The following is a 24,356-nucleotide window of genomic DNA, read 5'->3' on the forward strand; positions in this document are numbered from 1 at the left end:
GTACTCTCCTTCGATCATGGTAGTGACAATTTCGTTTGTTATTCCGGCCCGAAAACTGCCGGGTTGTGTTCTGAGTGTATACGACAAACCTTGGTGCCAGATGAGGCAATTACAAGGGGTTCAAACCCCCAATGCCTTCTCTTTCTCAAAGTGCTCCCGGGTAAGCTTGAACACAACCGGGCTCAGCATCAGCAAGGCAATCAGGTTTGGCAGAGCCATCATGGCATTCAGGGTATCCGCCACCAGCCAGACGAAGCCCAGATTGAGGGTGGCGCCCACCGGGATGGCCAGAATCCATGCAACGCGGTATGGCACTATGGCCTTTACGCCGAACAGGAACTCAATACAGCGCTCCCCATAGAATGACCAACCGAGGATGGTGGTAAATGCAAATACTGCCAGGGCAATAGCTACAAGATAGTTGCCAACGCCGGGAAGCGCCTCCTGGAACGCCATGGACGTCAATGCCGCGCCGGATTCCCCGGAGGTCCAGGTGCCGGATGTGATAATCACAAGGCCAGTGATGGTGCAGATAATGATGGTATCAATGAAGGTGCCGAGCATGGCCACCATGCCCTGATTGATCGGGTTCCGGGTTTGTGCGGCGGCGTGGGCAATGGGGGCAGAGCCCAGGCCGGCTTCGTTGGAGAAGATGCCGCGGGCCACCCCGAAGCGGATTGCTGCCCAGACGGCTGCGCCGGCAAAGCCACCTTCGGCGGCGATAGGACTGAAAGCATGCTTGATCACCAGGGAAAAGGCGGCAGGGATGTCGGCGGCGTTAATCGCCAGCACCACAAGCCCGGCGATCAGGTAGGAAACGGCCATCAGCGGCACCAGGGCGCTGGCAACATGGCCAATCCTTCGGATGCCTCCGATCAGGACCATACCCACCAGAACCATGAGAACCAGGCCGGTCAGCCAGTGCGGCAGTCCGAAATTGGTCTCCATGACATCGGCCACCGAGTTGGCCTGAACGGTGTTGCCGATGCCGAAGCCGGCAATGGCTGCAAAGACGGCAAACAGCACGCCAAGCCAGGCCCATTTGCGGCCCAGCCCGTTACGGATGTAGTACATGGGGCCACCGACGTGGTCGCCGCGCTCGTCTACCTCCCGGTAACGCACTGCCAGCACTGCCTCAGAGTACTTGGTGGCCATGCCCACCAGGGCCGTAAGCCACATCCAGAAGAGGGCCCCGGGGCCACCCAGGAACACCGCTGTTGCAACGCCGGCAATGTTACCTGTGCCAACCGTGGCGGAAAGGGCTGTCATCAAGGCCTGGAACGGCGGGATCTCACCCTCGGATTCGGCACCGGCGGCAGTACGACCTTTCCACATCAGCCGGAAGCCGGCGCCCAGCTTCAGCACCGGCATCAGCTTGAGGCCGAGGCTGAGGAACAGCCCCACGCCCAGTATCAGAACCAGCATGGGTGGGCCCCAGACCAGTCCGTTTATCTGCCCTACGAATTCAGAAATAGCTTCCATGGGATCTCCCTCTGTCTGCCATGGATTGGTTTGGATTTTTGACCCGGGTTGGGTATAACCGGTTGAGTTTAGTCAGATATTTTTCCGTGTAAACCGATGGTCCGGGAAAAGTGGTGGATTCGGGTGTGATTGCCTATGCTCATAGCAATGGCGACCATCCAACAAGGGGAGGGATTCTGCCCATGCGTTCACTGAAAGTGTCAGATGTCATGTGGAACCACATCGAGCCGATCCGTTGTGGCACGCAGCTCACCAAAGTGGTGAAGATGCTGCTCCACAACCACGTAACCGGCCTGCCGGTTGTTGATGACCACCGCCATGTCATCGGTTTTATCTCCGAGCAGGACTGCATTCATGCCCTCCTGGTCAGCGGCTATCACCGCGAGGGCGACCCGCTCGTTGACGATGTCATGTTCCGGAAACCGGTCACTATTTCGGCAGAGATGTCAGTGGTGGATCTCGCCCAGAACCTCGGTGCGGGCAAGCCAAAGGTGTACCCTGTTGTGGATCACGACAAACTGATTGGTATAGTCACGCGTACAGCTATCCTGGCCGAGCTGGCACGTACCGGTTTTGGTCTGGAGCCGCCAAAGCACTCCAGTGCCTTGGACTGAAACACACTTTTCCTGAAATTGAGGACACTATGGAACTCCTATCCACGAACGTCTGTTTCGAAGGCGAGCACCGCCGCTACCGGCATACCTCCGCTACCCTCGAATGCGACATGGAGTTTGCGGTGTATCTGCCGCCCGTGGCTGTGGGCTCCAGGCCGGGCAAGGTGCCGGTCCTCTATTGGTTATCGGGGCTGACCTGCACCGACCAGAACTTCATGCAGAAAGCCGGCGCCCTGAAGCGGGCTGCGCAACTGGGTATGGCGATTGTCTGTCCGGACACCAGCCCCCGTGGGGTGAACCTGCCGGGCGAGGATGACAGCTACGACTTTGGCTCGGGAGCCGGTTTCTACATCAACGCCACCGAGCAACCCTGGGCACCCCATTACCGGATGTACGACTATGTGGTGAAGGAATTGCCGCAGTTGGTCGAGAATGAGTTGCCAGTAACAGACAAACGCTCTGTCAGTGGCCATTCCATGGGCGGCCACGGCGCCCTGATTTGCGCCCTGAAGAACCCCGGCCGCTATGCTTCGGTGTCGGCATTTGCGCCCATCGCCAACCCCACGGAATGCCCCTGGGGCCAGAAAGCCTTCCGGGGCTATCTGGGAGACGATCCCCGCAGTTGGGAGGAATGGGATGCCACGCTGCTCATTCCCACCGCTCGCGAGCGGTTGCCGCTACTGGTGGACCAAGGCACTGCAGACGAGTTTCTGGACAGCCAGTTGAACCCGGATGTTCTGGCGGATACCTGTGAGAAATTCCACCATCACATTAACCTGCGCATGCACCGGGGCTACGATCACAGCTATTTCTTCATCGCCTCGTTTATAGATGATCATCTCGATCATCACGCCAAAGCGCTGGGCCTGTGAGCTGTGGGTCTATTGGAGAGTAACGACGGTCAGGAGCGGAAACCCCAGACCAGACTGAAGTCCATGGAGGGCATGATTTCAGGCTCTTCCAGGGACTGGATGCCAAAGTCCGGCTCGCTGGTGTCGCGCTCGAAGGTGCCGGTGTAACGGTTGCCCCGGGGACCGAAAATAGCTTTCACGAAGGGCCCCCGGGCCCGCACCGGCCGCCGGGTAACCACGCCCACCTCGTTATTTTCCAGGCGTACCAGAATGCCGGGCGGGAACTCGCCCAGAACCTGCAGCAGGGCCTTTGGTATGGCAGGCCGAAACTTGCCGTCGGCAAGGTTGGCAATCAGCTTGCGAGCGTTGGCCACGTTCATGCGCTGCCGGTAGGCACGTTTGGTGATCATTGCAACGTAGCGCTCCGCCAGGGCCAGGATTTCCGCTTCCGGGCGTATTTCAGTGCCACTGAGGCCCTTGGGATAGCCGCTGCCGTCGGCCTGCTCATGATGCTGGGCGATGATGGTGAGCAGCAGCTTGTTGTCGATGCCTGCGGCCTTTAGGGCCTGAATGCTGCGTTGGGGATGTTTGCGAATCACCCCCCGTTGCTCGTCGTTCAGGACCGTATTGGAGGCATTGAGCTTGTCGGCAATGGGCACCAGGGCAAGATTGGCGGTGAGGGCAGCAGCGGTGAGTACGGCAACCCGGTTGTCTTCCAGCCCGAACTGCCTGCCGATGAACTGGCACAGAATGGCGTAAAACAGGATTTGCTCGTGAATGACCGGCCCGATGGAGTAAAGATGGACCAGTGCCAGGCTGGCTTCCGGTGATTCGGTGCAGGTGCGTTCGATCATCCGGGCCAGTCCCAACAGGCGTTTCTGTGCCGAGGGGTCTGATTCGGTAATGGCGTTCAGGGTTGCTTCGAGGGAGTGCAGCAAATCCGGGTAGTCAGAAAATGGATTGCGCTCCCGGTTGTCCTCGAAGACCTCCTCCTGGGGGCGCTCGATCTTGCGGGGCTTGAACCGGCCCCGCTCGAACAGCTGTTCCAGCTGGGAATTGGTCTGAATCACATAGCCCTGGCGCAGAAGGACATTGCCGTCTGCATCATAGACGTTCCAGGGCAGGGGCCGGCCGATGGTTAGCGCGCCGGGAGCGATTCGGACAAGTTCGGTCAAATCAGGTGTCTCGGGTACAGGTTAGTTATGTAGTCAGTGTAACCCCGAATGCGGTTGGGGCTCCACTGGAGCGAACGAGTCTGTGAATAGGAAACCGTGAGGTTTTACCTGATTTAACGGCTGTCCCTGTTCTTCGGAACAAAAAATGAGCGGGCGTTCACACTTTGTCTTTTTTGATAGAGAATATGTAAAGAATCGTTGCCCTGTAACGATCATTCAAATTGCTTGAGCTATTCTGGAATTCAGAATAGTACTTTTGACGGAAGCTAACGCTGAATGCTCCATCGCCTTAAGACCGATTTCAGGTTGTCGATCATTACTTTGTTGGGTGCTAGCGCGATATTGGGCATTACGCCTTTTGCTGCGATGCGCTTTATGCAGGGTAATACGCTTGCGGGTTCTGTCGACACGGCAATTCTTATTGGCATTCTTATCACGCTCATATACGCGTGGGCCAGTGGGGATACCCGGCGAAGCGGCCTCGTGCTTGCTGTTATTGCTTGCAGCGGCGCGGTAACGGTTGGTGCCGTGGTGGGCGAACCCGGGCTTTTCTGGCTTTACCCCTGTCTGGTAACGACCTTCTTCCTCGCCAATCCCCGTATCGCGGTGTTTCTGAATGTGGCTTCGGTCATAGCTCTGATGGTTCACGGTGGTGCTTTCCGCTCTGACATTCAGATGTGGTCATTTGCCTCAACAGCATTCGTGGTCAGTGCCTGCGCCTATGTCTTTGCCCACAGGAACCATGATCAGCGAGAGCGTCTGGAACACCTGGCCACGATTGATCCGCTCACCGGCATCAAAAACCGGCGTTCAATGGATCAGGAGCTGGATCTGGCCGCAGCAGATGCCGAGCGTACGGGGCTGCCCTACGCACTGGTGCTGCTGGATATCGATCATTTCAAGAAGATCAACGATGAGCATGGTCACGGCGTGGGTGATGATGTTCTGACCGATCTGGTGGCCCTGCTGAAACAGAACACGCGCAAATCAGACCAGCTGTTCCGGTACGGCGGTGAGGAGTTTGTGCTGCTTTTGCCAGGGGTTGATGGCATTGGCCTCAAGGCAGTGATGAATAATTTACAACAGGTTCTGCGCAAGTACATGAAGCATCCCGGTGGTTCCGTCACCGCCTCATTCGGTGTGGCGCTACTCCGGCATGGCGAAAGTGTCGATAATTGGCTGGCCCGGGCCGATACCGCGCTATACGAAGCCAAGGAAACCGGTCGAGACCGGATCGTATTTGCCGATCTTCAGGGGGCGCGGGAACCGGCAGCCGATATAGCCTGACTGCCATCCGGGGCAAACAGGAACAGTCGCCATCCCAACAGAATGCTGGCAGATGCCAGCCCGCCCGTCAGACCTACCCAGAAGCCGGCAGCTCCCATGGCCGGCACCAGCCAGTCCATGAAAGTCAGCACATACCCCAGTGGCATGCCCACGCCCCAGAATGAGAACAGCATGATAAACATCGGTATGCGGGTATCCTTGTAGCCCCGCAAAGCGCTGATGCAGGTTACCTGGATCACGTCGGCAATCTGGAACAGAGCCGCGAACATCAGGAGCCTGACAGTGACTGCCTGAACCTCGGTATCACTGGTGTAGAGTGCTGCGATCTCCCGGGAGAACACAAACAGCAGTATTGCAAAAACCAGTGCCGTAGCAGCAGCGAGAATCAGCGAACTGCGTGAAATCAATCGTGCAGTTGCAGGCGCCCGGGCACCCATCAGGAAGCTGACCCGCAGAGTCAGCGCCATGCCGATGCTCAACGGCAGCATGAACAGCAAAGACACCACGTTCAGGGCAATCTGGTGGCCGGCGACGACAACCGGGCCAAGGGGCGCGAGAAACAGGGCGATCACCGAGAACAGGCTGGCCTCAACGAAGATGGTAAAGCCGATGGGCACGCCGATGCCGAGGATGTAGCGAATGCCTGCCAGATCCGGCTTTACCCAATCGGAAATCAGGTGGAACTGACGGTAAACCCGGCTGCGGTTCAGGTATACCAGCAATGCCGCTGCCGCGACGCCGTTGGAAATGGACGTGGCCCAGCCACAGCCGACCCCGCCCATCGCTGGCAGTCCCAGCTTGCCGTAGATGAAGATGTAGTTCATGGGCAGGTTGATCAGCGTGCTGAGCACAGAGAACGCCATGATCACGCGAGTATGCCCGAGGCCATCGGTCAGGCCGCGCAGCGCTGTAAGTAGCAGCAGAGCCGGTATGCCCCAGGCAAAGGCGTCCAGATAACCCTGGGTAATGCGGGCGGTGTTGGCCTCCAGGTTCAGAAGCGCCAGTACCGGATGCACATGGGTCAGCAGCAGGATCATGATGACGGACCCGAAGGCGGCAAGATACAGGCCCTGCCAGGTGGCGGGCATGATTTTCCCAACCTCCCGGGCACCGTTGTAACCGGAAATAATGGGTTGCAGTGCCCCCAGCATGCCCATGAAAAACAGGAACAGGGGCATCCAAAGACTGCTGCCAATACCCACCGCTGCCAGATCCTCGGCACTGGCGTGGCCGGCCATGATGGTATCGATCACGCCGTTGGCCATTTGGGCGACCTGAGCAATCAGGATCGGCCCGCCCAGAATGGCGAGGGTTCGCCACTCGGTTAGCGTTCTGGCGACCAGCGGCTGCCGGGGTTCCGGTAATGGCTGGTGGGTTTCATCCATGGGGTGCTGTCCGGTGTTTCTGCACTGCAAGTTTCTCCCAAAACCGTTAAAGTACGCGCCTTGATCACAATAGATGGCAGTGGCGATGGGACTTCTGGTTTTTGTTACCGTTCTGTGGGCGTTTTCATTCAGTCTGATCGGCGAATTTCTGGCCGGCCAGGTGGACAGCGATTTTGCGGTGCTCAGCCGTGTTCTGCTCGGTGCTCTGGTGTTTTTGCCGTTCACCCGCTGGCGTGGCGTGGCTTCCGGACAGAAACTTGGCATCCTTGTAACCGGCATGTTGCAGTTCGGTATTACCTACCTGTGTCTTTACCGGTCTTTCAGCTACCTGACTGTCCCGGAAGTATTGCTGTTCACGATTTTCACCCCGCTTTACGTGACCCTGCTGGATGACGCCCTGTTCCGCCGCTTTTCTCCGGTGGCGCTTCTGGCTGCGGCTATCGCTACCGTCGGGGCGGGTATCATACGCTACGATGGGCTCAGTGAGGACTTCATCACCGGCTTTCTGTTGCTCCAGGTGGCGAATTTTACCTTTGCCGCCGGCCAGGTGGGTTACAAGCATGTGATGCAACACTACGCCACCGATATGCCTGCCTACCGCACCTTCGGTTATTTCTTCTTCGGTGCCCTGATCATAGCCCTGCCATCCTTCCTGATTTTTGGCAATGCCGACAAGCTGCCGACCACCCCGGTGCAGTGGGGCATCCTGGCATGGCTGGGGCTTGCTGCCTCCGGTCTCGGCCTGTTCCTGTGGAACCGCGGTGCCTGTGTGGTTGATGCCGGCACCCTGGCCATCATGAACAACGCGCTGGTGCCTGCGGGCCTGATCGTGAACCTGCTGATCTGGAACCGCGATGCCGATCTGCTGAGGCTGGCAGTAGGGGGCGGTGTTATCGCTTTCTCCCTCTGGGTCAACGCGCGTTTCCATCCCCGGGCCAGGCTGGCGGTTTCAACATAAGTACCTGCACGCACTAAGGTTCCGCGGACCTCTGCCGTTACACTCTCCATACGCAGGGTAACCTTTGACGAATATCAATAATGTTTGTCGAGGGCTACCCTTGTGCGCCTTTTTCTATTCCCGTGGTCATCTCCGAGTCAGAAGGTCTGTTTATGCGTAAGAATCTCCCGGTCACCCAGCGTGAAATCAAAATGCGTAAAGGCGGGCGTTTGATTACTACCACGGACCTGAGAGGGGTGATCACCTACTGCAACGAAGAGTTTGTGGAAATCAGCGGTTTCTCCCGGGAAGAGCTTGTTGGACAGGCCCACAACATCATCCGGCATCCGGACATGCCCCAGGCCGTGTTCAAGGATATGTGGGATTACCTGAAGGCCGGCAAGGCCTGGATGGGTGTGGTCAAGAACCGGGCAAAGAGCGGCGACCATTACTGGGTAAGTGCCTACGTTACGCCGATTCGAGAGAACGGCCAGATGGTGGGGTACGAATCGGTGCGGGTCGAGCCAACCCGCGAGCAGATTGCCCGGGCTGAGCGGCTTTATGGCAAGATTTCTGCCGGCAAAATGACCTCATCCTTCAGTAACCGAGCGTTGTCGATGCTTCGTTCCGGCTGGCCGTTCCTGGTATCTCTGGTGCTCAGCCTTGGCGCCCTCCAGATCAACCAGCCCTGGCTGGCGGCAGGTTTGATCGTTGTGGGGCACGCCCTGGGTTTCGGCCTGGTGTTCAGTTCCCTGGCTGCCCGCTTGCGCAGGCTGCTGGACCTGCGGCCAGATGCCTTCCGCGATCCCATCGTTGCCCGCACCTACAGTGACGAGCGAGGACTGTTCTCGCAGCTGTCGCTGTTGTTGGTGAGTGAGGAGGCCCGGGTTCGGACGGCACTGGCGCGTATTGATGACCAGGCGGAACTGCTTTACGAGCAGGCTAGAGCCTCTCACGGCTACATCAGTGACGGTGCATCGGCCATTGCCCGGCAGCGTGCGGAGACTGACCAGACAGCCTCGGCCATTAATGAAATGACCGCCTCGATCCAGGAGGTGGCCGAGTCGGTTACCAGCAATGCCCGGGAGGCCGAAGAGGCCAATCGCCTGGCCGGTGTTGGCAGCGACCGGAGCGCCGAGGCGCTGGTGGCCATCGAGGAACTGGTAACCCGTGTAAACGGGATTGGCGCAACTATCAGCAAGCTGGGTGAGTCCACCAACAGCATTGGCGAGGCCGCCAACCTGATTTCCGAGATTGCCGAGCAGACCAACCTGCTGGCTCTGAACGCAGCCATTGAAGCGGCCCGGGCGGGCGAACAGGGCCGCGGTTTCGCGGTGGTGGCGGATGAAGTGCGCTCACTCGCCCGTCGGACTCGGGAATCTACCGTACGGATCCAGAACGTTATCGACGACTTCCGCCAGCAGGTGGATTCAGCAGTCCAGGCAACCCGCGATGGCGAGGCTGTGGCTGGTCAGGGGCTTGAGAAGGTGCGGGAAGCCGAAAACTCCCTGAAGGATATCGTTACGTCGATCGAGACCATTTCCGACAGCTTTATCAGTATGTCTGCGGCCTTTGAGGAGCAGAGCCAGGTGTCTGACGAGATCAATCGCCAGATCACCAACATCGCTGAGCTGGCCGATCACAGTGACGCCCAGGCGGACTCTGCCAAGCAGAGCAGCGACCGGCTTAGCGCCATGTCCCGTGGCCTGAAAGACCTGATCGCCAGGTTTATCAGCAAAAACGGCTAGTTAGCTTTTTCTTCCTTGCCCTCCCGCTGAATCAACCCGGTTCGGGAGGGCGCCAGCACTGGCATCGACGCGCCAGTGCTGGCAGAATCCCGCCCCAATTGCCCCGGCAACGCCGTGGCTATCCCTTTTTAAGACATTCCTCAGCCAAAAGCACAGGAACACAACATGACTCAGTCCAACTCGGTTTCGGGCAACGGTTCAGGGGCCGCCCGTGGTCTCTGGTCCTCCCGGTTGGCGTTTATTCTGGCGGCAACCGGTTCGGCTGTCGGTCTCGGTAATATCTGGAAGTTTCCCTACGTTACCGGCGAGAACGGTGGTGGCGCCTTCGTGCTGGTTTACCTGCTGTGTATCGCAGTAATCGGTATTCCCATCATGATGGCGGAAGTGTTTATCGGCCGGAATGGCCGCCATAACCCCATCACCAGTATGCGCCTTGTGGCAGAGCGCAATCTCAGTGCCCCGGGCTGGCGGATTTCTGCCATCATCGGGATGATTGCGGCTTTTGTTATCCTCTCCTTTTATTCGGTGATTGGTGGTTGGGCAGCGTCCTACGTAGGGCATGCCGCCATGGGTGACTTTACCGGCGGTACTGCAGACTCCATCGGTGAGTTGTTCGGGGGGCTGCTGGCCAGTCCCGGTCAGTTGCTGCTTTGGCACACTCTCTTTATGGCACTGGTGATTCTGGTGGTTTCCCAGGGCCTGAAAGGCGGTCTGGAGCGCGCGGTCACCATCCTGATGCCGGCCCTGTTCATTCTGCTGCTGGTGGCGGTCGGATATGCCACCACGACGGGGCATTTTGGTGAGGCCGTCAGCTTCCTGTTCACCCCGAACTTTGGTGCCCTCACGTTCAGCGGGGTGCTGATCGCCCTCGGTCACGCTTTCTTTACCCTCAGCCTGGGCATGGCCATCATGATGGCCTACGGTTCCTACCTCGGGCGGGATGTGTCCATCGGCCGCACGGCCGTCAGCGTGGCAATCATGGATACGGTGGTCGCCCTTCTGGCTGGCCTGGCCATCTTCCCGGTGGTGTTTGCCAATGGCCTGGAAGCCGGTGCCGGCCCCGGACTGATTTTCCAGACCCTGCCGCTGGCCTTTGGCAACATGCCCATGGGCGGCCTGTTTGGCACCCTGTTCTTTATCCTGCTGCTGTTCGCTGCCTGGACCTCCGGTATTTCCCTGCTGGAGCCGGTGGTTGAGTGGGTAGAGGAAAAGACCAGCCTGGCCCGCACGGGTAGTGCCATCCTGGTAGGCGTGCTGTGCTGGGCACTGGGTATTGCCTCGATTCTGTCGCTCAACGTCTGGGCCGACGTGGCGCCGCTCGCCATGTTCGAGCGCTTCGAAGGCAAGACCATCTTTGACCTGCTGGACTTCTTCACGGCCAACGTGCTGCTGCCGCTTTCCGGTTTGCTGACGGCGGTATTTGTCGGCTGGTTCGTGGCCAAAGAATCGCTGAAAACCGATCTGGCCCTGCAGGGTGGAGCCTTTACCCTCTGGTACAACCTGATCCGGTTCGTCACGCCTATCGCGGTTGCCATCGTGTTTGTTTACAACCTGATGTCGTGATGCCTGCCTGAGCGGCCTGATGGCTGCTCGGGCACAAACTCGCGCACAAAAAAAGCCCGGCGGGTTAAACCGTCGGGCTTTTGTTTTCCTGGCAACCGGGATGTCAGTTCAGTAGTTGCCTGCTTCCCTCAGGGCTTCAACATGGGGGCGGACAGCTTTTACATCGGCTGGCGGCGCATTGCTGGCACTCTCCATGGCACCCATTGCGCTTTGCATCATGGCCCGCATCTGGGCCTTCTGCTCGGCGGTCATGTTGGGATTGTTTTCAATTTCCGCCATGGCCGCGTCCATCTCCTGACGGGCGGCAGGATTCTGCTGCTCCATCTCGATGGCCATCCAGGCCTGGAAGATCCGGTCGCCGGTTGCAGCCCAGTCTTCAAGGCTATTGAAGCCGTGGTTCTGCACGAGATCCTCAAGCTGACCATAGGCCTGGTGACCTTCCAGCTCCTTCAGCGAATCGGAGAAAATGCGGGAGAAGTCTGGCATGGTGCCATCGTTCTGGCTCTCCATATCGTTACTCAGGTCCTCAAATTCGGAGCTCAGCTGCTCTGCTGCTTTCAAGCTGTCAATAAACGATGAGATGGTCTGGTCGGACAGGCCCTGAGCCTGAGTGTTCATCGAAAATAACGTAAACAGCGTAGTGATAACTGCGATACGGATTGATGCAGGTAGTGTTTGGTGCATAAGCGTCTCTCCTTGTTGGGGGCTTCCGGTTTCCCTATGCCGGATGCCCCTTGAATTTAGCGCTTACACTGCCCAACTCGCAACCTGTCTCATACCTTGAAACGAGCAATCTGTGTGCTGAGTCCCTCTGCAAGCCGGGCCAGCTCCTCACTTGCAGCGGATACCTGCTCAGTAGAGGCTGCAGACTGGTCGCCCACATCACGAATCTGGGTAACGTTCTGGTTTATGTCCTCTGCAACAGAGCTTTGCTGTTCCGCCGCTGTAGCAATCTGGCTGTTGTACTGCCGGATTTCTTCCACGGCTTCGGCCATTTCGCGGATGGTGCTGCCGGCAACCTCCGCGCGTTCCAGCGTTTGCTCGGCGAGCCTGTTGCCGGTTTCCATGCTGTTGACGGAGGTTTCCGCACTGCTGACCAGATTGCCGATCAGGGTCTCGATCTCGGTGGCGGAACTCTGGGTGCGCTGAGCCAGTGACCGGACTTCATCAGCGACTACCGCAAAGCCACGGCCCTGTTCGCCGGCCCGGGCGGCTTCAATGGCCGCGTTGAGGGCCAGCAGGTTGGTCTGCTCTGCGACGGATTTGATCACGTCCAGCACCGTGCCGATATTGTTGGTTTCAGCCTGCAGGCTGTTCAGCTGCTTGGTGACCTCGGCGCTTTGCTTGTTCAGATCAGCAACAAAGTGGAGAGTTTCCTTGACTGCTTTTTCGCCGCTCACGGATTTTTCGCTGGCGTGGTTGGCCGCCTGAAACGCGGATTCTGCACTCTTGGCCACATCGTTAACCGTCGCGACCATTTCGTTCATGGCGGTAGCTACCTGATCGGTTTGGCTTTGCTGCTCTGCCACGCCCTTGCTCGTCTGATTGGTGACGGTCGAGAGTTCCTCTGAGGACGATGCGATGCTGCTGGCGCCGGTGTCGATTTCACGGACCAGTTCACGGAGGTTGGTCACCATTGCGCCAAATGCCGCCAGTAACTGGCCGAACTCGTCACCCCTGTCGCTGCGTACATCAACTGTGAGGTCGCCCGAGGCTACCTTGTTGGCGATTTCGACCGACTCATTCACCGGCCTGACGATTGCCCTAGTAAGTAGCCAGGCAATGGTAACAGCTATAATCACGGCTACAGCGGTGATTGCGATGAGCTCCTTCACCGCGAAACTGTATTGCTCTTCCATTCGTTGGACCTGAACTTCCTGCAGTTCCAGAGCTGTATTGACGGTTGCACGGGCCACGGTCTGGATCTCGTCCTCGATACGATTCACGATTTCCGGTTGAGCGCTCACATTGTCTTCAAGCTCGTCCAGTAGTGCCTTGTACTGGTCAACGCCCGCGATGATATTGTCGACTCGCTCATCGTCGGCCGGTACCACCAGCACCTCTCTAAGCGGAGCCACCGTTGCGGCGGCATTGTCCGCAAGGGATTTAGCCTGTTCTATGTATTTTGAATCCCGTCTGAGCTGGAAGTTCTTTTCGTCCGCCCGGGCATCGAGAAGCGAGGATTCCGCCGAACTGGCAGCCGCAACGATTAGCGACCTTTGGTTGTATTGACTAAGAGTCTGGATACTGATTACCGCAATAATTACGGCCAGCAACACAAGAAATGCAAAACTCCCTGCAAGTTTTTTTCCCACAGGAAGGTTGTTCATAGTGCTGGTCAACGACATGGAAGGAATTCCTGTACCGATTAATAGAAGTATTCGCGATGTTTTTGTCTTTTGTAATTAGTGAGTTATGTAACGGCTTCAGGTTTTGCAACTTGAATCTTTAATTAAGACCACGCTTGCCGATGCCGCAAGTCAAAACGGTACAGGAGGGAAATTAAGGTGATGTTAAGTGCCTGGCTGCCGGTTCAGAAAAACAGATCCGGCAACCAGGTGGCAATCTCCGGGAAGATCATGATCAGGATGATGCCGATGATCTCCACAATCACGAAGGGAATGATCGACTTGTAGATATCTTTCATGGTGATCGACGGCGGCACGATGCCCTTCAGGTAGAACAGGTTGAAGCCGAAGGGTGGCGTCATGTAGCCGATTTCCATGTTGATCACGAACAGGATGCCGAACCAGATCGGATCGAAACCCAGGGATTCCACGATCGGCATGAACACCGGCAGGGTGATCAGCATGATACCCACCGGATCCAGCACCATGGCCAGCAGGAACACGATCACCATCATGGCGATGATGATGCCCCAGGGCCCACCGGGCACCATGTTCATCAGGCCCTCGATCAGTTCCTGTGCGCCCATGCTTTGGTACGCAGCGCTGAAGGCATGGGCCGCAAACAGGATCCACATGATCATGCCGGTGAGCTTGAAGGTGCGGATCGCAGCTTCCTTCAGAATGCTCCACTTGAACTGCCGATACACGGCGGCGGAAATCAGGGCGCCGAGAACACCCATGGCAGCGGCTTCAGTCGGGGTGGTAATACCGCCGATGATGGAGCCCAGTACCATGACCACCACGCCAATCGGCAGGAGCACGGCTCGCAGAGCCCGGAATTTCTCCGGCCAGGTGCCTCGTTCTTCTCTTGGCAGCGCCGGTGCCAGCTCCGGTTGCAGGTGGCAGCGCACCAGGATGTAGATGGCCGTCAGTACCATCAGCAGGATGCCGGGCATGATGCCCGCGGCGAACATCTGGCCGACAGACACGCCGGTGATCAGGGCGTAGAGGATCATCAGGATGCTGGGCGGAATCAGGATGCCCCAGCCACCGCCGGTATTGATTACGCCCAGGGCCATGCTCTTGTCGTAGCCACGCTCGAGCATGGATGGCAGGGCTATGGTTCCCATGGCAACCACTGCAGCGCCACTGATGCCGACCATGGCGGCAAACACCGCACAGATGCCAAGGGTGCCGAGGGCAAGGCCGCCTCTGAGGCCGCCGCACCACAGGTGCATCATCCGGTAAAGATCCCGGGCCACCCCGGTGCGCTCCAGAATCATGGCCATGAACACGAACAGAGGGATGGCGACCAGGGTAAAGCTTTCCATGGTGCCCCAGATCTGGGAGGCCACCATGTAGAAGGAATCAAAGCCCCAGGTGAAATACAGGAACACCACCGAGACGCCACCGAGAACAAACGCCAGCGGCAGCCCCAGCAGCAGGAAAAACAGCAGCGAACCGAAGAACAGGAGAGTCAGGGCTTCAATGCTCACAGCTGATCTCCTTCAGATTCGGACTCTTGAGGCGTGTAGTAATCGAGGTTGAAAGCCACGGCGATGTCTTCGAGCAGTTTGACCAACCCTTGCAGAACCAGCAGCGCGGTGCCGATGGGTATGGCCAGCTTCACCGGCCAGATAGGCGGATTCCAGGCCGAGTAGGAAGTCTCCCAACTGGACATGGATTCCTGGGCCATGTCGATCCCGAACCACAGCAGGGCGAGCGTGAAAATGAAAAAGACCACGGAGGTAACAATGTCCAGAGCCGCGCGTTTCCGTGGTTTCAGATGCGAATGCAGCAGGTCCACGTTGACGTGGCCGCGGTGGGCCATGATGTAGCCACCGGACATTATGGCGTAGATGCCGAAAAGCATCTGGGTCAGTTCGTTGGTCCAGACCGTGGGAGAATTGAGCAGATAGCGGAACCCGACTTCAAGAAGCAGGAACACGAACATTGCGAAAATCAGGAGGGCAACCCACCGGCCGATGAAATCGTTGAGACGGGTAACCCCTCTCATGAATGCGGCGATCATCACACTCATGGCATTCTCCCACGGGATGCTGGATTGGTTCGGGGAAAGAAAGGCCGGAGTCGAAGACCCCGGCCCCGGTCAGAGCACTGGCTGATCAGAGATAGCCGAGGTCGGCCAGGTAACCTTTCAGCATATCGAGTGCCTTCTTGGCATTCTCACTGCGCTTGCCTTCCTCATCCCACATGGCCTGGGCGGTGGCGACCAGTTTGTTCTGGACTTCATCCGGGAGGACATTCACTTGCACGCCCTGTTCCTCAATGGCCTTGGCCAGGGTGATGCGCTCCTTGTACTGGTATTCGTTGGTGCGGATCCAGAACTGCTCGTTGAGGGCATCCTTGACGATCTTCTGCATGTCTTCCGGCAGCTTGTTCAGAGCCTTCTGGCTGACGATGATGACGTCGGTGCCGGCGATGTTCAGGGCAGGCTGCACATGGTACTTGGCCACTTCATACAGGCCCATGCTGTAGGCACCCTGGGCCGCACCCCAGTGGGCGCCGTCCACGATGCCGGAATCCAGGGCTGAGTAGAGTTCACTGCCCGGAATATAAGAGGCAGCGGCTCCGGCTTCGGTCAAGAAGGTTTGCAGGGCGCCGGAGGAGCGGATCTTCAGGCTGTTGAAGTCCTCCACGCTTTCAATCGGCTCCTTGACCACCATTTCAGTGGGATAGACCTTGTCTGTGGCCCAGTAAACGTCATGCTCTGCCGCTTCGTCCCGGAGCATCTGTTCGAACCCCAGGTTCTGGTGGAAGTAGGCGGCCTCCCAAACGTTGCGGAAGGCAAACGGCAGGCCAGAAGCAATGCCGGCGAGGGAGATCTTGTCCTGGGCATAGGCCGGGGAAATGGTGCCCATTTCCAGGATGCCACGGCTTACCGCGTTGAAAGTGTCAGTGGCCTTGAACAGCGCGCCGGCCTCGTAAAGCTGCAGTTTCAGACGGCCATCAGTTCGCTCTTCCAGAACCCGTTTGATCCGGCCAAGGCTGTCTGTGTAGGAGCTGCTGGAACCGGGCCAGTGGGACTGCACCTTCCAGGTAAAAGTGTCCTGTGCAGCGGCGGGCGCCGCGGAAAGCGCAGCGGTAATACCGAGGGTAAGGGCTGACGCATACACCGTCAGAGTCTTGCGAGCAGTAGCAAAGAGTTTCATGAGCGTGCCTCGTTCATTGTTGTAGTGGCTTTGCTTTGTGTTTCACTGTGCAGAACTCGTAACTGCAGGGTGAATTTTATTCTCTGAATCTATCACAACATTGGGGCTTTGCAATAGGATGTTTGTCGTTCGGATTTGCAGTCGGGCTACCTGTAAGGGTAGTTCATCAGACTGGTTTCCACCCACCCCTGGAAGTGAGGTATCAGCGTCTGAAGCCTGCTCGTTGAAGGCGTCCAGCGGCGATGAAAAATAAAAGCTTAGGCCTGCTACTCGTTGTCTTTTTCATTTTTCGGCGTTCTTGATGAATCATGTTTTACTAGATGAAACGAGCTTTCAAATATATTGACTCAAAACCGTAAGGCGTGACAAATTACAAAAACAACAGGACCACAAAGACAACACGAGGCCCCCGGCCCACCTGGAAACAATGTCTGATGAGTGAGGAAAACCGCCACATTACCCATGGCCAGGACCTGCCTGGCTTCCACAGCCTGCTTGGCTACCGCCAGGCGTCCTGGGAAGAAAACGAAGCGGTCATCGAGCTTGAGCTTCGGCCCGGGCATCTGAATCTGGGCGGCGTTATCCATGGCGGTGTACTGACGTCCCTGCTGGACATTGCCATGGCGCAAGCGGGCACTTACTGCCCGTATCCGGGCCGGATGCGCAAGGCCATTACCCTGTCTCTCACCACCACGTTTACCGGCCAGTGTTCCGAAGGTGTGATCCGGGTAACCGGACGCAAACGCGCCGGGGGAAGCCGGATATTCAACAGCACGGGCGAAGTACATGACGATCAGGGCAATCTTCTGGCCATTGCTGAGGCCACGTTCCGTATTCGCTCCGGCAGCGAAAAGCCGGAGGGCGTGCCGATCTGAATGGAGTGATCTGAACAGGTGATTGCCGGTCTGATGGCGGTCACGAAACAAAACAACAAGAGGAAACGGCAATGTTCGAGCTGTCTGACCGGGCGAAACAGCTGCAGTCTGAGTTAAACGATTTCATGGCTGCCCATATTTATCCGAACGAAGAGACTCATCATCGACAGATCGAAGACGCCGAGGACCGTTGGGCGCCGGTGCCCATTATTGAAGAACTGAAGCAGAAGGCCAGAGCTGCCGGCCTGTGGAACCTGTTTCTGCCTGATAGCGAATTCGGCGCAGGCCTCAGCAACTTCGAGTACGCCCATCTCTGCGAAATAATGGGCCGCTCTGCCATGGCCCCCGAGGTGTTCAACTGCTCGGCACCGGATACCGGCAACATGGAAACCATTGCCCGCTATGGCAATGAGCAGCAGCAGGAACAATGGCTGAAGCCGCTCCTGGATGGTGAGATACGCTCCTGCTTCTCCATGACCGAGCCGGACGTGGCCTCTTCCGACGCCACCAACATCGCCTGCGAGATCCGCCGCGAGGGCGATGAGTATGTGGTTAACGGTCGCAAGTGGTGGTCCTCCGGCGCCATGACCCGGAATTCAAAAATCGCCATTGTCATGGGCAAGACCGATCCGGACGCCGAGAAACACAAGCAGCAGTCCATGATCCTGGTGCCCCTGGACGCTCCCGGCGTGAAGATGATCCGCCCGCTGCACGTGTTTGGCTATGACCACGCCCCCCACGGCCATGCCGAAATCCATTACGACAATGTACGGGTGCCTGCCAGCAATATGCTGCTGGGCGAGGGCCGTGGTTTCGAGATTGCCCAGGGCCGCCTCGGGCCAGGTCGAATCCATCACTGTATGCGCACCATTGGCGTGGCGGAACGGGCGCTGGAGCTCATGTGCAAGCGCGCCAACGCCCGGGAGGCCTTTGGCCGGAAGCTCTCGGACTTCGACTCCATCCGCAAGGACATCGCCCGCAGCCGCATGGAGATCGAACAGGCCCGCCTGATGACTCTCAAAGCCGCGCACATGATGGACACCGTTGGCAACAAGGTAGCCCGCCAGGAAATCGCCATGATCAAGGTGATTGCGCCGAGTATGGCCCTGAAGGTGATTGACCGGGCTATCCAGGTGCACGGCGGTGCAGGGGTTTCCCAGGACACTTTCCTGGCCGAGGCCTGGGCCAAGGTGCGGACACTTCGCCTGGCAGACGGGCCAGATGAAGTGCACATGGATTCCATTGCCAAAATGGAGCTTCGGCAGTATCGCTGAATCGAGAACCTCTGAAACAGTGCGCGAGGACCTAACGATGAACAATCCACTGTTTGATATGACTAGCAAGGTTGCAGTGATTACCGGCTCCACCAAAGGCATCGGCCGCTCTATTGCCGAAGAAATGGCCAGGTGTGGTGCGAAAGTCGTGATCTCCAGCCGCAAGGCCGAAGCCTGTGAGCAGGTGGCTGCGGAATTAAAAGCGCAGGGCTTCGAGGCCATGGCCGTTCCCTGTCACGTCGGCAGAAAAGAAGACCTGAAGAACCTGGTGAACAAAACCAACGAAGCCTGGGGCAGCATCGACGTACTCGTGTGCAACGCCGCCACCAACCCGGTCTACGGACCCACGGCCGAGATGACCGACGACGCCTGGGACAAGATCATGGACACCAACGTCAAGGGCACCTTCTGGCTCACAAACATGGTGCTGCCCCAGATGGCCGAGAAAGGCGAAGGCGCCGTGGTCCTGCTCTCCAGCATTGCGGGTCTGCGAGGCAATACCGTGATTGGCACCTACGGTGTATCCAAGGCCGCCGAAGCCGCCCTGGCTCGCAACCTGGCGGTGGAGTGGGGCCCAAAAGGTATCCGGATCAACAGCATTGCTCCTGGCCTGATCAAAACCGACTTTGCCAAAGCGCTCTGGGACGACCCGGTCCGTGCGAAGCAAGCGGAAGACAAAACTCCGCTACGTAGAATTGGTGATCCGGTGGATATCGCTGGTTTGGCCGTGTTTCTGTCTACCAAAGCCAGTGCCTACATCACCGGACAGGTTATCGTCGCTGACGGCGGGGAGACTATTTGCTGAGGTTTGACATATGCAATGGGGGGCACGACAGGTGGGGGTGCCTTTGTTCCGGGAAAAAGAACTCGCTGCGCTCAGACACCTTTGTTCCCTGCACAAAGGCACCCCCACCCGTCGGCCAGCGAATTTCAGAGATGACTGAAGGCTTAAAACAAAAATGAGTACGACCCTAGAATTGGTGGATGTTCTGCCAGCCCACAAATTTGATGAAGCCGGCCTCTTGAACTGGCTTCGGGAAGCTATACCGGGTTTCGGTACAACGCTGAACGTCAAACAGTTCCAGGGTGGACAGTCCAACCCGACCTTTTTATTGACTGCCGACAGCGGTCAATACGTGCTGCGCAAAAAGCCGCCGGGGAAAACCTTGCCGTCAGCTCACATGGTCGAGCGGGAATACAAAGTCATGCGAGCTCTGAAGGAACACACCCGGGTGCCGGTGCCGAACGTCCGGGCACTGTGTGAGGAAGACGACATGATTGGTACGGCGTTCTACGTGATGGATTTTATGGACGGGCGAATCATCACTCACTCGGCGCTTCGGGACCTGAGCCGTGACGACCGGCTGCCCGCGTATCATTCGGCCATCGATACCCTCGCAGCGCTGCATTCGGTCGATGTTAATGCTGTCGGCCTGGGAGATTACGGACGTCCGGAAGGCTACGTGGCCCGCCAGGTCTCCCGTTGGAGCAAACAGTACCTAGCCTCAAAAACCGATGACCTGCCAGCCATGGACAAACTGATGGCCTGGTTGCCGGAACATCTGCCAGGGAAGGATGAAACCGCCATTGCCCACGGCGACTACCGCTTCGGCAACCTGATGCTTGCGCCGGATCGTCCCGAGGTGATCGCCATTCTGGACTGGGAGCTTTCTACTCTGGGCCATCCGCTGGCGGACCTTGCCTATTTCTGCCTGCCCTTCTACCTGCCTGCCGATATGGAGGGCATGCGCGGATTACAGGGTGAAAACCTTGAGGCGCTGGGTCTTCCGGAAGAGCAGGCCATTATCCGTCGCTACTGCGAGAAGACAGGCCGGGAAGGCATTGAGGACTGGCATGTGTTCCTGGCGTTCTCGTTGTTCCGCCTGGCGGCCATTTTGCAGGGGGTCTACAAGCGGGCCCTGGATGGCAATGCCGCCAATGCCAACGCCCTTGAGGTTGGCAAGCGGGCGAGCCTGCTGGCCGACACCGGCTGGAAGATTGCCTGCGAAGGCGCGAAGTCCTGAGATATCAGATTTACCGTGGAGAATAACAAGATGTTTGATCGTCATTACAAGGTCTGGCCTAAAGAACTGCCGAAAACCATGACCCTCCCGAAAACCAGCGTTTACACCAACCTGGAGATTTCGGCGCGGCGCTACCCGGACCACACCGCCATTATCTTTTACGACGCACCCATTACCTATCGGCGCCTCAACGAAGAGGTGGAAACCATGGCGGGCTACCTGCAGGCGCAGGGCGTAAAGAAGGGCGATCGGGTGCTGCTGTATATGCAGAACTCACCCCAGTACGTGATCTCCTATTACGCCATTCTGCGGGCCGATGCGGTGGTGATTCCGGTCAACCCGATGAACCGGTCTGCAGAGCTCGAGCATTTCATTGCCGATACCGGTGCCTCGGTTTGCCTGGCCGGCCAGGAACTGGCGGGTTTTATTGCACCGATGATTGGCGACAGCAATCTTGAACAGGTGGTGGTGGCTTCCTACAGCACCTACATCGATCCCGAGACAGATCTGGACCTGCCTGCTGAAGTGGCGGCACCAGCGTGGTCACAGGAAATGCCGGGAGTGGTTAGCTGGGAGGCAGCCATGGCCGCCGGACATACGCCAGGACCTCACACGGCCACCCCGGACGATCTGGCGGTGATTCCCTACAGTTCCGGCACCACCGGTGCACCGAAGGGCTGCATGCACACCCATCGGTCGGTAATGGCCACGGCCATCCACCGGATATTCTGGAACCTGACCACGCCAGATAGCGTGCAGCTCTCGACACTGCCATTCTTCCATGTAACCGGAATGACCGGTTCCATGAATGGCCCCATCGCGGCAGGCGCGGCCTCGGTGATCATGACTCGCTGGGACCGGACCACCGCCTCAAGACTGATTGAGCGCTACAAAGTCACTGGTTGGACCAACATCGTCACCATGGCGGTGGATTTTCTGTCCAACCCGGATATCGGCAAGTACGACCTGAGCAGCCTCAATATGATTGGCGGCGGCGGTGCGACCATGCCCTCTGCCGTGGCTGAAAAGCTCAAGCGGATGACCGGGCTGGACTACATCGAGGGCTACGGCCTTTCGGAAACCATGGCGGCCACTCACATCAACCCCAACGCCCATCCCAAGTCCCAGTGTCTGGGCATTCCGGTATTCGATGTCGACAGCCGGATCATTGATGTCGATACGCTGGAGGAGAAAGGCCCGGGGGAGACCGGGGAGATTGTTTCCTGTGGGCCCCAGGTTACCCAGGGGTACTGGAATCGGCCGTCAGAAACCGAGGCGGCGTTTGTAGAAATCGACGGCAAACGATTCTTCCGGACCGGGGATCTGGGCTATTACGACGAGGACGGCTATTTCTTCATGGTCGACCGGGTCAAGCGCATGATCAACGCCTCCGGCTACAAGGTCTGGCCATCAGAAGTCGAAGGACTGATGTACCGACACCCTGCGATCCACGAAGTCTGTATTATTTCCGCGCCGGATCCCAAACGGGGAGAGACGGTCAAGGCCTGCATTGTTTTGACACCGGAGGCCGAGGGCCAGACCACGGCCGAAGACATCGTCGCCTGGTGCAAGGAACAGATGGCTACCTATAAGGTGCCGACCATTGTTGAGTTCGTGGATCAATTGCCGAAGTCGCCCACGGGCAAACTGATGTGGCGGGCATTGCAGGAGGAAGAGTGGAAGGGCAAGAGCTGACCGTTCTGGTCGTATCCCAGTCAGCTTGAGGGTTGTTTCTCATCACTTTCAGTTGCATCGGAGCCGTTGTTATCGGCCGGCAAAGGGTCCCGGTTAACATACACCGACCCCATGGGATGAGAAGCCCGGCGTTGAAGTAGTTGCGCAAACTCCAGCAGCAGCTGCCTATCCTGCTCCAGCAGCGAAATGAAGGTTGCGTTCAAAGCGACCTGCTCAGAATCCAGTTGTTTCTTCTCGGCGACTGAGAAAATGTCGGTGAGTGAGAGGCTTAACGCTTGTGCAAGGCGATAGAGCAACTCGAGGCTTGGTCTTGCCTGGTCTCGTTCGATGCGGGAAAGGTTGCCGACATGAGAGTCGCAACGCTCTGCCAGATCAGCAAGCGTCATTCCCCGCTCTTTTCTTAAACGCCTGATTGCCTGACCTAAACTCATCGTGTGCCTCGGTTTCCAAGACGATGATATTACAGACAAAATTCCCAACAGACAAAGTTTCTAAATGCACATTAAATAGCTCCAAAATAAGCTTTCAAGGCATTAATTCTAGCCTGCTCGGACTCAATGAGTGGTCATTTATTATCCTATTCCTATCGCCCCAGGTTGTAACCTGTTTTCCTCGTCGCTATCGGTTTCAGGTATGGGGCGGGCGAAATAGAAGCCCTGCCCGACGATGGGTCAGGCAGGGATTTCGGTGAGAAGATTCCATTCTGCTTTCTATTCAGGGGCCCATTCGAGCATCCGATTGTTGTTATTTTGGGCCTCTGGATTCTTGTATAGCGGCCGGACCCGCTTTCACTGCAACAACTCTGCATATTGCTCCAGATGGAAGTCATCATCGCCGAGCTGATGATTGATCATCACCAGGCGCTTGGCGTAGTGGGCAAAGTTGTATTCCCAGGTCATGCCGATGCCGCCGTGGGACTGGATACCCTGCTCGGAAATGAACTGGCCACTGCGGCCGATGACATTCTTGGCGGCAGCCAGGATTCGCCGGCGATCGTCGCTCTGGGGTTCGTCGGCAACGCTCGCCGCCAGGATCGCCATGGAGCGGGCCTGTTCCAGCTCTGACATCATGTCCACCATCCGGTGCTGGAGCACCTGGAATTTGCCGATGGGCACGCCGAACTGCTTGCGCTGCTTCAGGTATTCCAGAGTCAGGTCACAGGCCACTTCCATGGCGCCTACCGCCTCACCGCACAGTGCGGAGATAGCGCGCCCGGTCTGGTATTCAATGATTTCTGCAGCCTTGCCTTCCTCGCCGAGCAGGGCGTCTGCGCCCAGTTGGAGGTTGTTCAGGAACAGGTCACAGCCCTTGGAGCCATCAATCGTCGGGTAGGTACGGCGTTCCACGCCCTTCGCGTCTGCGGGTACCAGGAACAGGCTGATGCCTTCGGCATCGCGGCTGTCGCCAGAGGTGCGGGCAGACACCACCAGGACATCGGCGCAATGGCCACCGATCACCACAGCCTTTCGTCCGTTCAGGGTATAGCCTTCACCGGATTTCTCCGCGCGGGTTTCTACGTCGTTCAGGTTGTAGAAACTCTGGGGTTCTTGCAGACCCACGGCTGCCCGTACCTCGCCGCTGGCGATACCGCCAAGCCACTGCTCCTGCTGCTCGCTGCTGCCGGCCTGACTGATCAGCCCGCCGCCCAGAACAACGGATTGCAGGTAGGGCTCAATACACAGGCCTCGACCCAGTTCGGTCATCACGCTTTGCACTTCAACGCCGCTGCCGCCAAAGCCCCCCAGTTCTTCCGGGAAGGGCACGGCGGTGAGGCCCAGCTCACTCAGCTGTTTCCAGAAGTCGGCACTGAAACCCAGCTCCGATTCGCTGTATTCCAGGCGTTTTTCGAAACTGTATTCACCGCGAACCAGGCGGGCCACGGTGTCCTGCAGCATCTGCTGCTCTTCGTTCAGTCGGAAATCCAT

21 protein-coding genes are annotated in these 24,356 nt (G+C 57.8%); 11 read left to right on the forward strand and 10 right to left on the reverse strand.

All coding sequences use genetic code 11. The annotated features are described in order from the left end of the window. Window positions 1-120: 120 nt before the first annotated feature. A complete protein-coding gene (locus ACO06L_RS15100; protein ID WP_064229278.1) occupies window positions 121-1,482 on the reverse strand; it encodes an alanine/glycine:cation symporter family protein in 1,362 nt (453 codons plus the stop codon). Between the two features lie 182 nt (window positions 1,483-1,664). On the opposite strand from ACO06L_RS15100, the gene ACO06L_RS15105 reads away from it, so the two are divergent. After that, window positions 1,665-2,096, forward strand: coding sequence for a CBS domain-containing protein (locus tag ACO06L_RS15105; RefSeq protein WP_202346374.1), 432 nt, complete (start codon window positions 1,665-1,667; stop codon window positions 2,094-2,096). A 29-nt stretch (window positions 2,097-2,125) separates the two neighbouring features. Continuing rightward, on the forward strand, window positions 2,126-2,968 hold the full coding sequence (fghA, locus tag ACO06L_RS15110) for an S-formylglutathione hydrolase (RefSeq protein ID WP_202346375.1): 843 nt from the start codon (window positions 2,126-2,128) through the stop codon (window positions 2,966-2,968). Between the two features lie 29 nt (window positions 2,969-2,997). Here fghA and ACO06L_RS15115 read toward each other — a convergent pair whose 3' ends face one another. Beyond that, window positions 2,998-4,122, reverse strand: coding sequence for an HD-GYP domain-containing protein (locus ACO06L_RS15115; protein ID WP_202346376.1), 1,125 nt, complete (start codon window positions 4,120-4,122; stop codon window positions 2,998-3,000). A gap of 276 nt (window positions 4,123-4,398) precedes the next feature. Here ACO06L_RS15115 and ACO06L_RS15120 point away from each other — a divergent pair, with 276 nt between their 5' ends. Next, complete coding sequence (locus tag ACO06L_RS15120; RefSeq protein ID WP_064229274.1) at window positions 4,399-5,409, forward strand: GGDEF domain-containing protein; 1,011 nt, start codon at window positions 4,399-4,401, stop codon at window positions 5,407-5,409. Here ACO06L_RS15120 and ACO06L_RS15125 read toward each other — a convergent pair. Further along, window positions 5,373-6,794, reverse strand: a complete 1,422-nt coding sequence (locus ACO06L_RS15125; protein WP_064229273.1) for an MATE family efflux transporter — start codon at window positions 6,792-6,794, stop codon at window positions 5,373-5,375. The two genes, ACO06L_RS15120 and ACO06L_RS15125, sit on opposite strands and share 37 nt — an antisense overlap. Window positions 6,795-6,879: 85 nt before the next feature. Between ACO06L_RS15125 and ACO06L_RS15130 the strand changes: the two genes are divergently transcribed. From ACO06L_RS15130 to ACO06L_RS15140, 3 genes are all read left to right on the forward strand, one after another. Continuing rightward, window positions 6,880-7,752: a carboxylate/amino acid/amine transporter gene (locus ACO06L_RS15130; RefSeq protein WP_064229272.1), complete on the forward strand. Its 873-nt coding sequence runs from the start codon at window positions 6,880-6,882 to the stop codon at window positions 7,750-7,752. A 152-nt stretch (window positions 7,753-7,904) separates the two neighbouring features. After that, window positions 7,905-9,479 (forward strand): methyl-accepting chemotaxis protein, encoded by a 1,575-nt coding sequence (locus tag ACO06L_RS15135; protein ID WP_202346377.1) that lies wholly within the window; start codon window positions 7,905-7,907, stop codon window positions 9,477-9,479. Between the two features lie 165 nt (window positions 9,480-9,644). Next, window positions 9,645-11,042 (forward strand): sodium-dependent transporter, encoded by a 1,398-nt coding sequence (locus tag ACO06L_RS15140; RefSeq protein WP_202346378.1) that lies wholly within the window; start codon window positions 9,645-9,647, stop codon window positions 11,040-11,042. A gap of 108 nt (window positions 11,043-11,150) precedes the next feature. Here ACO06L_RS15140 and ACO06L_RS15145 read toward each other — a convergent pair whose 3' ends face one another. The 5 genes from ACO06L_RS15145 to dctP all read right to left on the reverse strand — a co-directional run bounded on the left by ACO06L_RS15145 (window position 11,151) and on the right by dctP (window position 16,563). Next, the gene (locus ACO06L_RS15145) at window positions 11,151-11,726 is read right to left on the reverse strand and encodes a hypothetical protein (protein WP_202346379.1); all 576 of its coding nucleotides are present in this window, start codon (window positions 11,724-11,726) and stop codon (window positions 11,151-11,153) included. Between the two features lie 89 nt (window positions 11,727-11,815). Continuing rightward, entirely contained in the window at window positions 11,816-13,390 is a 1,575-nt protein-coding gene (locus tag ACO06L_RS15150; protein WP_202346380.1) for a methyl-accepting chemotaxis protein, read from the reverse strand. Window positions 13,391-13,575: 185 nt separating this feature from the next. Continuing rightward, window positions 13,576-14,886 (reverse strand): TRAP transporter large permease, encoded by a 1,311-nt coding sequence (locus ACO06L_RS15155; protein ID WP_202346381.1) that lies wholly within the window; start codon window positions 14,884-14,886, stop codon window positions 13,576-13,578. After that, window positions 14,883-15,431: a TRAP transporter small permease subunit gene (locus tag ACO06L_RS15160; RefSeq protein WP_053113628.1), complete on the reverse strand. Its 549-nt coding sequence runs from the start codon at window positions 15,429-15,431 to the stop codon at window positions 14,883-14,885. Before ACO06L_RS15160 ends, ACO06L_RS15155 begins: the two co-directional genes overlap by 4 nt. A gap of 85 nt (window positions 15,432-15,516) precedes the next feature. Further along, window positions 15,517-16,563: a TRAP transporter substrate-binding protein DctP gene (gene dctP / locus ACO06L_RS15165; RefSeq protein ID WP_202346382.1), complete on the reverse strand. Its 1,047-nt coding sequence runs from the start codon at window positions 16,561-16,563 to the stop codon at window positions 15,517-15,519. Between the two features lie 434 nt (window positions 16,564-16,997). Here dctP and ACO06L_RS15170 point away from each other — a divergent pair, with 434 nt between their 5' ends. From ACO06L_RS15170 to ACO06L_RS15190, 5 genes are all read left to right on the forward strand, one after another. Then, window positions 16,998-17,438 carry a PaaI family thioesterase gene (locus ACO06L_RS15170; RefSeq protein WP_202346383.1) on the forward strand — a complete coding sequence of 147 codons (441 nt, stop codon included), beginning with the start codon at window positions 16,998-17,000 and terminating at the stop codon, window positions 17,436-17,438. A gap of 71 nt (window positions 17,439-17,509) precedes the next feature. Beyond that, window positions 17,510-18,712 (forward strand): acyl-CoA dehydrogenase family protein, encoded by a 1,203-nt coding sequence (locus ACO06L_RS15175; protein WP_202346384.1) that lies wholly within the window; start codon window positions 17,510-17,512, stop codon window positions 18,710-18,712. Between the two features lie 37 nt (window positions 18,713-18,749). Further along, on the forward strand, window positions 18,750-19,517 hold the full coding sequence (locus ACO06L_RS15180; protein ID WP_202346385.1) for an SDR family NAD(P)-dependent oxidoreductase: 768 nt from the start codon (window positions 18,750-18,752) through the stop codon (window positions 19,515-19,517). 154 nt (window positions 19,518-19,671) lie between these two features. Further along, on the forward strand, window positions 19,672-20,736 hold the full coding sequence (locus ACO06L_RS15185) for a phosphotransferase (protein ID WP_202346386.1): 1,065 nt from the start codon (window positions 19,672-19,674) through the stop codon (window positions 20,734-20,736). Between the two features lie 30 nt (window positions 20,737-20,766). Continuing rightward, a complete protein-coding gene (locus tag ACO06L_RS15190; RefSeq protein WP_202346387.1) occupies window positions 20,767-22,431 on the forward strand; it encodes a long-chain fatty acid--CoA ligase in 1,665 nt (554 codons plus the stop codon). Between the two features lie 20 nt (window positions 22,432-22,451). Here ACO06L_RS15190 and ACO06L_RS15195 read toward each other — a convergent pair whose 3' ends face one another. Further along, on the reverse strand, window positions 22,452-22,862 hold the full coding sequence (locus tag ACO06L_RS15195; protein WP_082905145.1) for a helix-turn-helix domain-containing protein: 411 nt from the start codon (window positions 22,860-22,862) through the stop codon (window positions 22,452-22,454). Window positions 22,863-23,219: 357 nt separating this feature from the next. Continuing rightward, entirely contained in the window at window positions 23,220-24,356 is a 1,137-nt protein-coding gene (locus tag ACO06L_RS15200; RefSeq protein ID WP_202346389.1) for an acyl-CoA dehydrogenase family protein, read from the reverse strand.

The organism is Marinobacter sp., assembly GCF_965229985.1.
Lineage (GTDB): Bacteria > Pseudomonadota > Gammaproteobacteria > Pseudomonadales > Oleiphilaceae > Marinobacter.

Excerpts from the sequence above, each read along its gene's own strand:
- ACO06L_RS15100 (WP_064229278.1), bottom strand. The coding sequence starts at position 1,482 with ATGGAAGCTATTTCTGAATTCGTAGGGCAGATAAACGGACTGGTCTGG.
- ACO06L_RS15105 (WP_202346374.1), top strand. The coding sequence starts at position 1,665 with ATGCGTTCACTGAAAGTGTCAGATGTCATGTGGAACCACATCGAGCCG.
- fghA (WP_202346375.1), top strand. The coding sequence starts at position 2,126 with ATGGAACTCCTATCCACGAACGTCTGTTTCGAAGGCGAGCACCGCCGC.
- ACO06L_RS15120 (WP_064229274.1), top strand. The coding sequence starts at position 4,399 with ATGCTCCATCGCCTTAAGACCGATTTCAGGTTGTCGATCATTACTTTG.
- ACO06L_RS15125 (WP_064229273.1), bottom strand. The coding sequence starts at position 6,794 with ATGGATGAAACCCACCAGCCATTACCGGAACCCCGGCAGCCGCTGGTC.
- ACO06L_RS15130 (WP_064229272.1), top strand. The coding sequence starts at position 6,880 with ATGGGACTTCTGGTTTTTGTTACCGTTCTGTGGGCGTTTTCATTCAGT.
- ACO06L_RS15135 (WP_202346377.1), top strand. The coding sequence starts at position 7,905 with ATGCGTAAGAATCTCCCGGTCACCCAGCGTGAAATCAAAATGCGTAAA.
- ACO06L_RS15140 (WP_202346378.1), top strand. The coding sequence starts at position 9,645 with ATGACTCAGTCCAACTCGGTTTCGGGCAACGGTTCAGGGGCCGCCCGT.
- ACO06L_RS15145 (WP_202346379.1), bottom strand. The coding sequence starts at position 11,726 with ATGCACCAAACACTACCTGCATCAATCCGTATCGCAGTTATCACTACG.
- ACO06L_RS15150 (WP_202346380.1), bottom strand. The coding sequence starts at position 13,390 with ATGTCGTTGACCAGCACTATGAACAACCTTCCTGTGGGAAAAAAACTT.
- ACO06L_RS15160 (WP_053113628.1), bottom strand. The coding sequence starts at position 15,431 with ATGAGTGTGATGATCGCCGCATTCATGAGAGGGGTTACCCGTCTCAAC.
- dctP (WP_202346382.1), bottom strand. The coding sequence starts at position 16,563 with ATGAAACTCTTTGCTACTGCTCGCAAGACTCTGACGGTGTATGCGTCA.
- ACO06L_RS15170 (WP_202346383.1), top strand. The coding sequence starts at position 16,998 with ATGAGTGAGGAAAACCGCCACATTACCCATGGCCAGGACCTGCCTGGC.
- ACO06L_RS15175 (WP_202346384.1), top strand. The coding sequence starts at position 17,510 with ATGTTCGAGCTGTCTGACCGGGCGAAACAGCTGCAGTCTGAGTTAAAC.
- ACO06L_RS15180 (WP_202346385.1), top strand. The coding sequence starts at position 18,750 with ATGAACAATCCACTGTTTGATATGACTAGCAAGGTTGCAGTGATTACC.
- ACO06L_RS15185 (WP_202346386.1), top strand. The coding sequence starts at position 19,672 with ATGAGTACGACCCTAGAATTGGTGGATGTTCTGCCAGCCCACAAATTT.
- ACO06L_RS15190 (WP_202346387.1), top strand. The coding sequence starts at position 20,767 with ATGTTTGATCGTCATTACAAGGTCTGGCCTAAAGAACTGCCGAAAACC.
- ACO06L_RS15195 (WP_082905145.1), bottom strand. The coding sequence starts at position 22,862 with ATGAGTTTAGGTCAGGCAATCAGGCGTTTAAGAAAAGAGCGGGGAATG.
- ACO06L_RS15200 (WP_202346389.1), bottom strand. The coding sequence starts at position 24,356 with ATGGATTTCCGACTGAACGAAGAGCAGCAGATGCTGCAGGACACCGTG.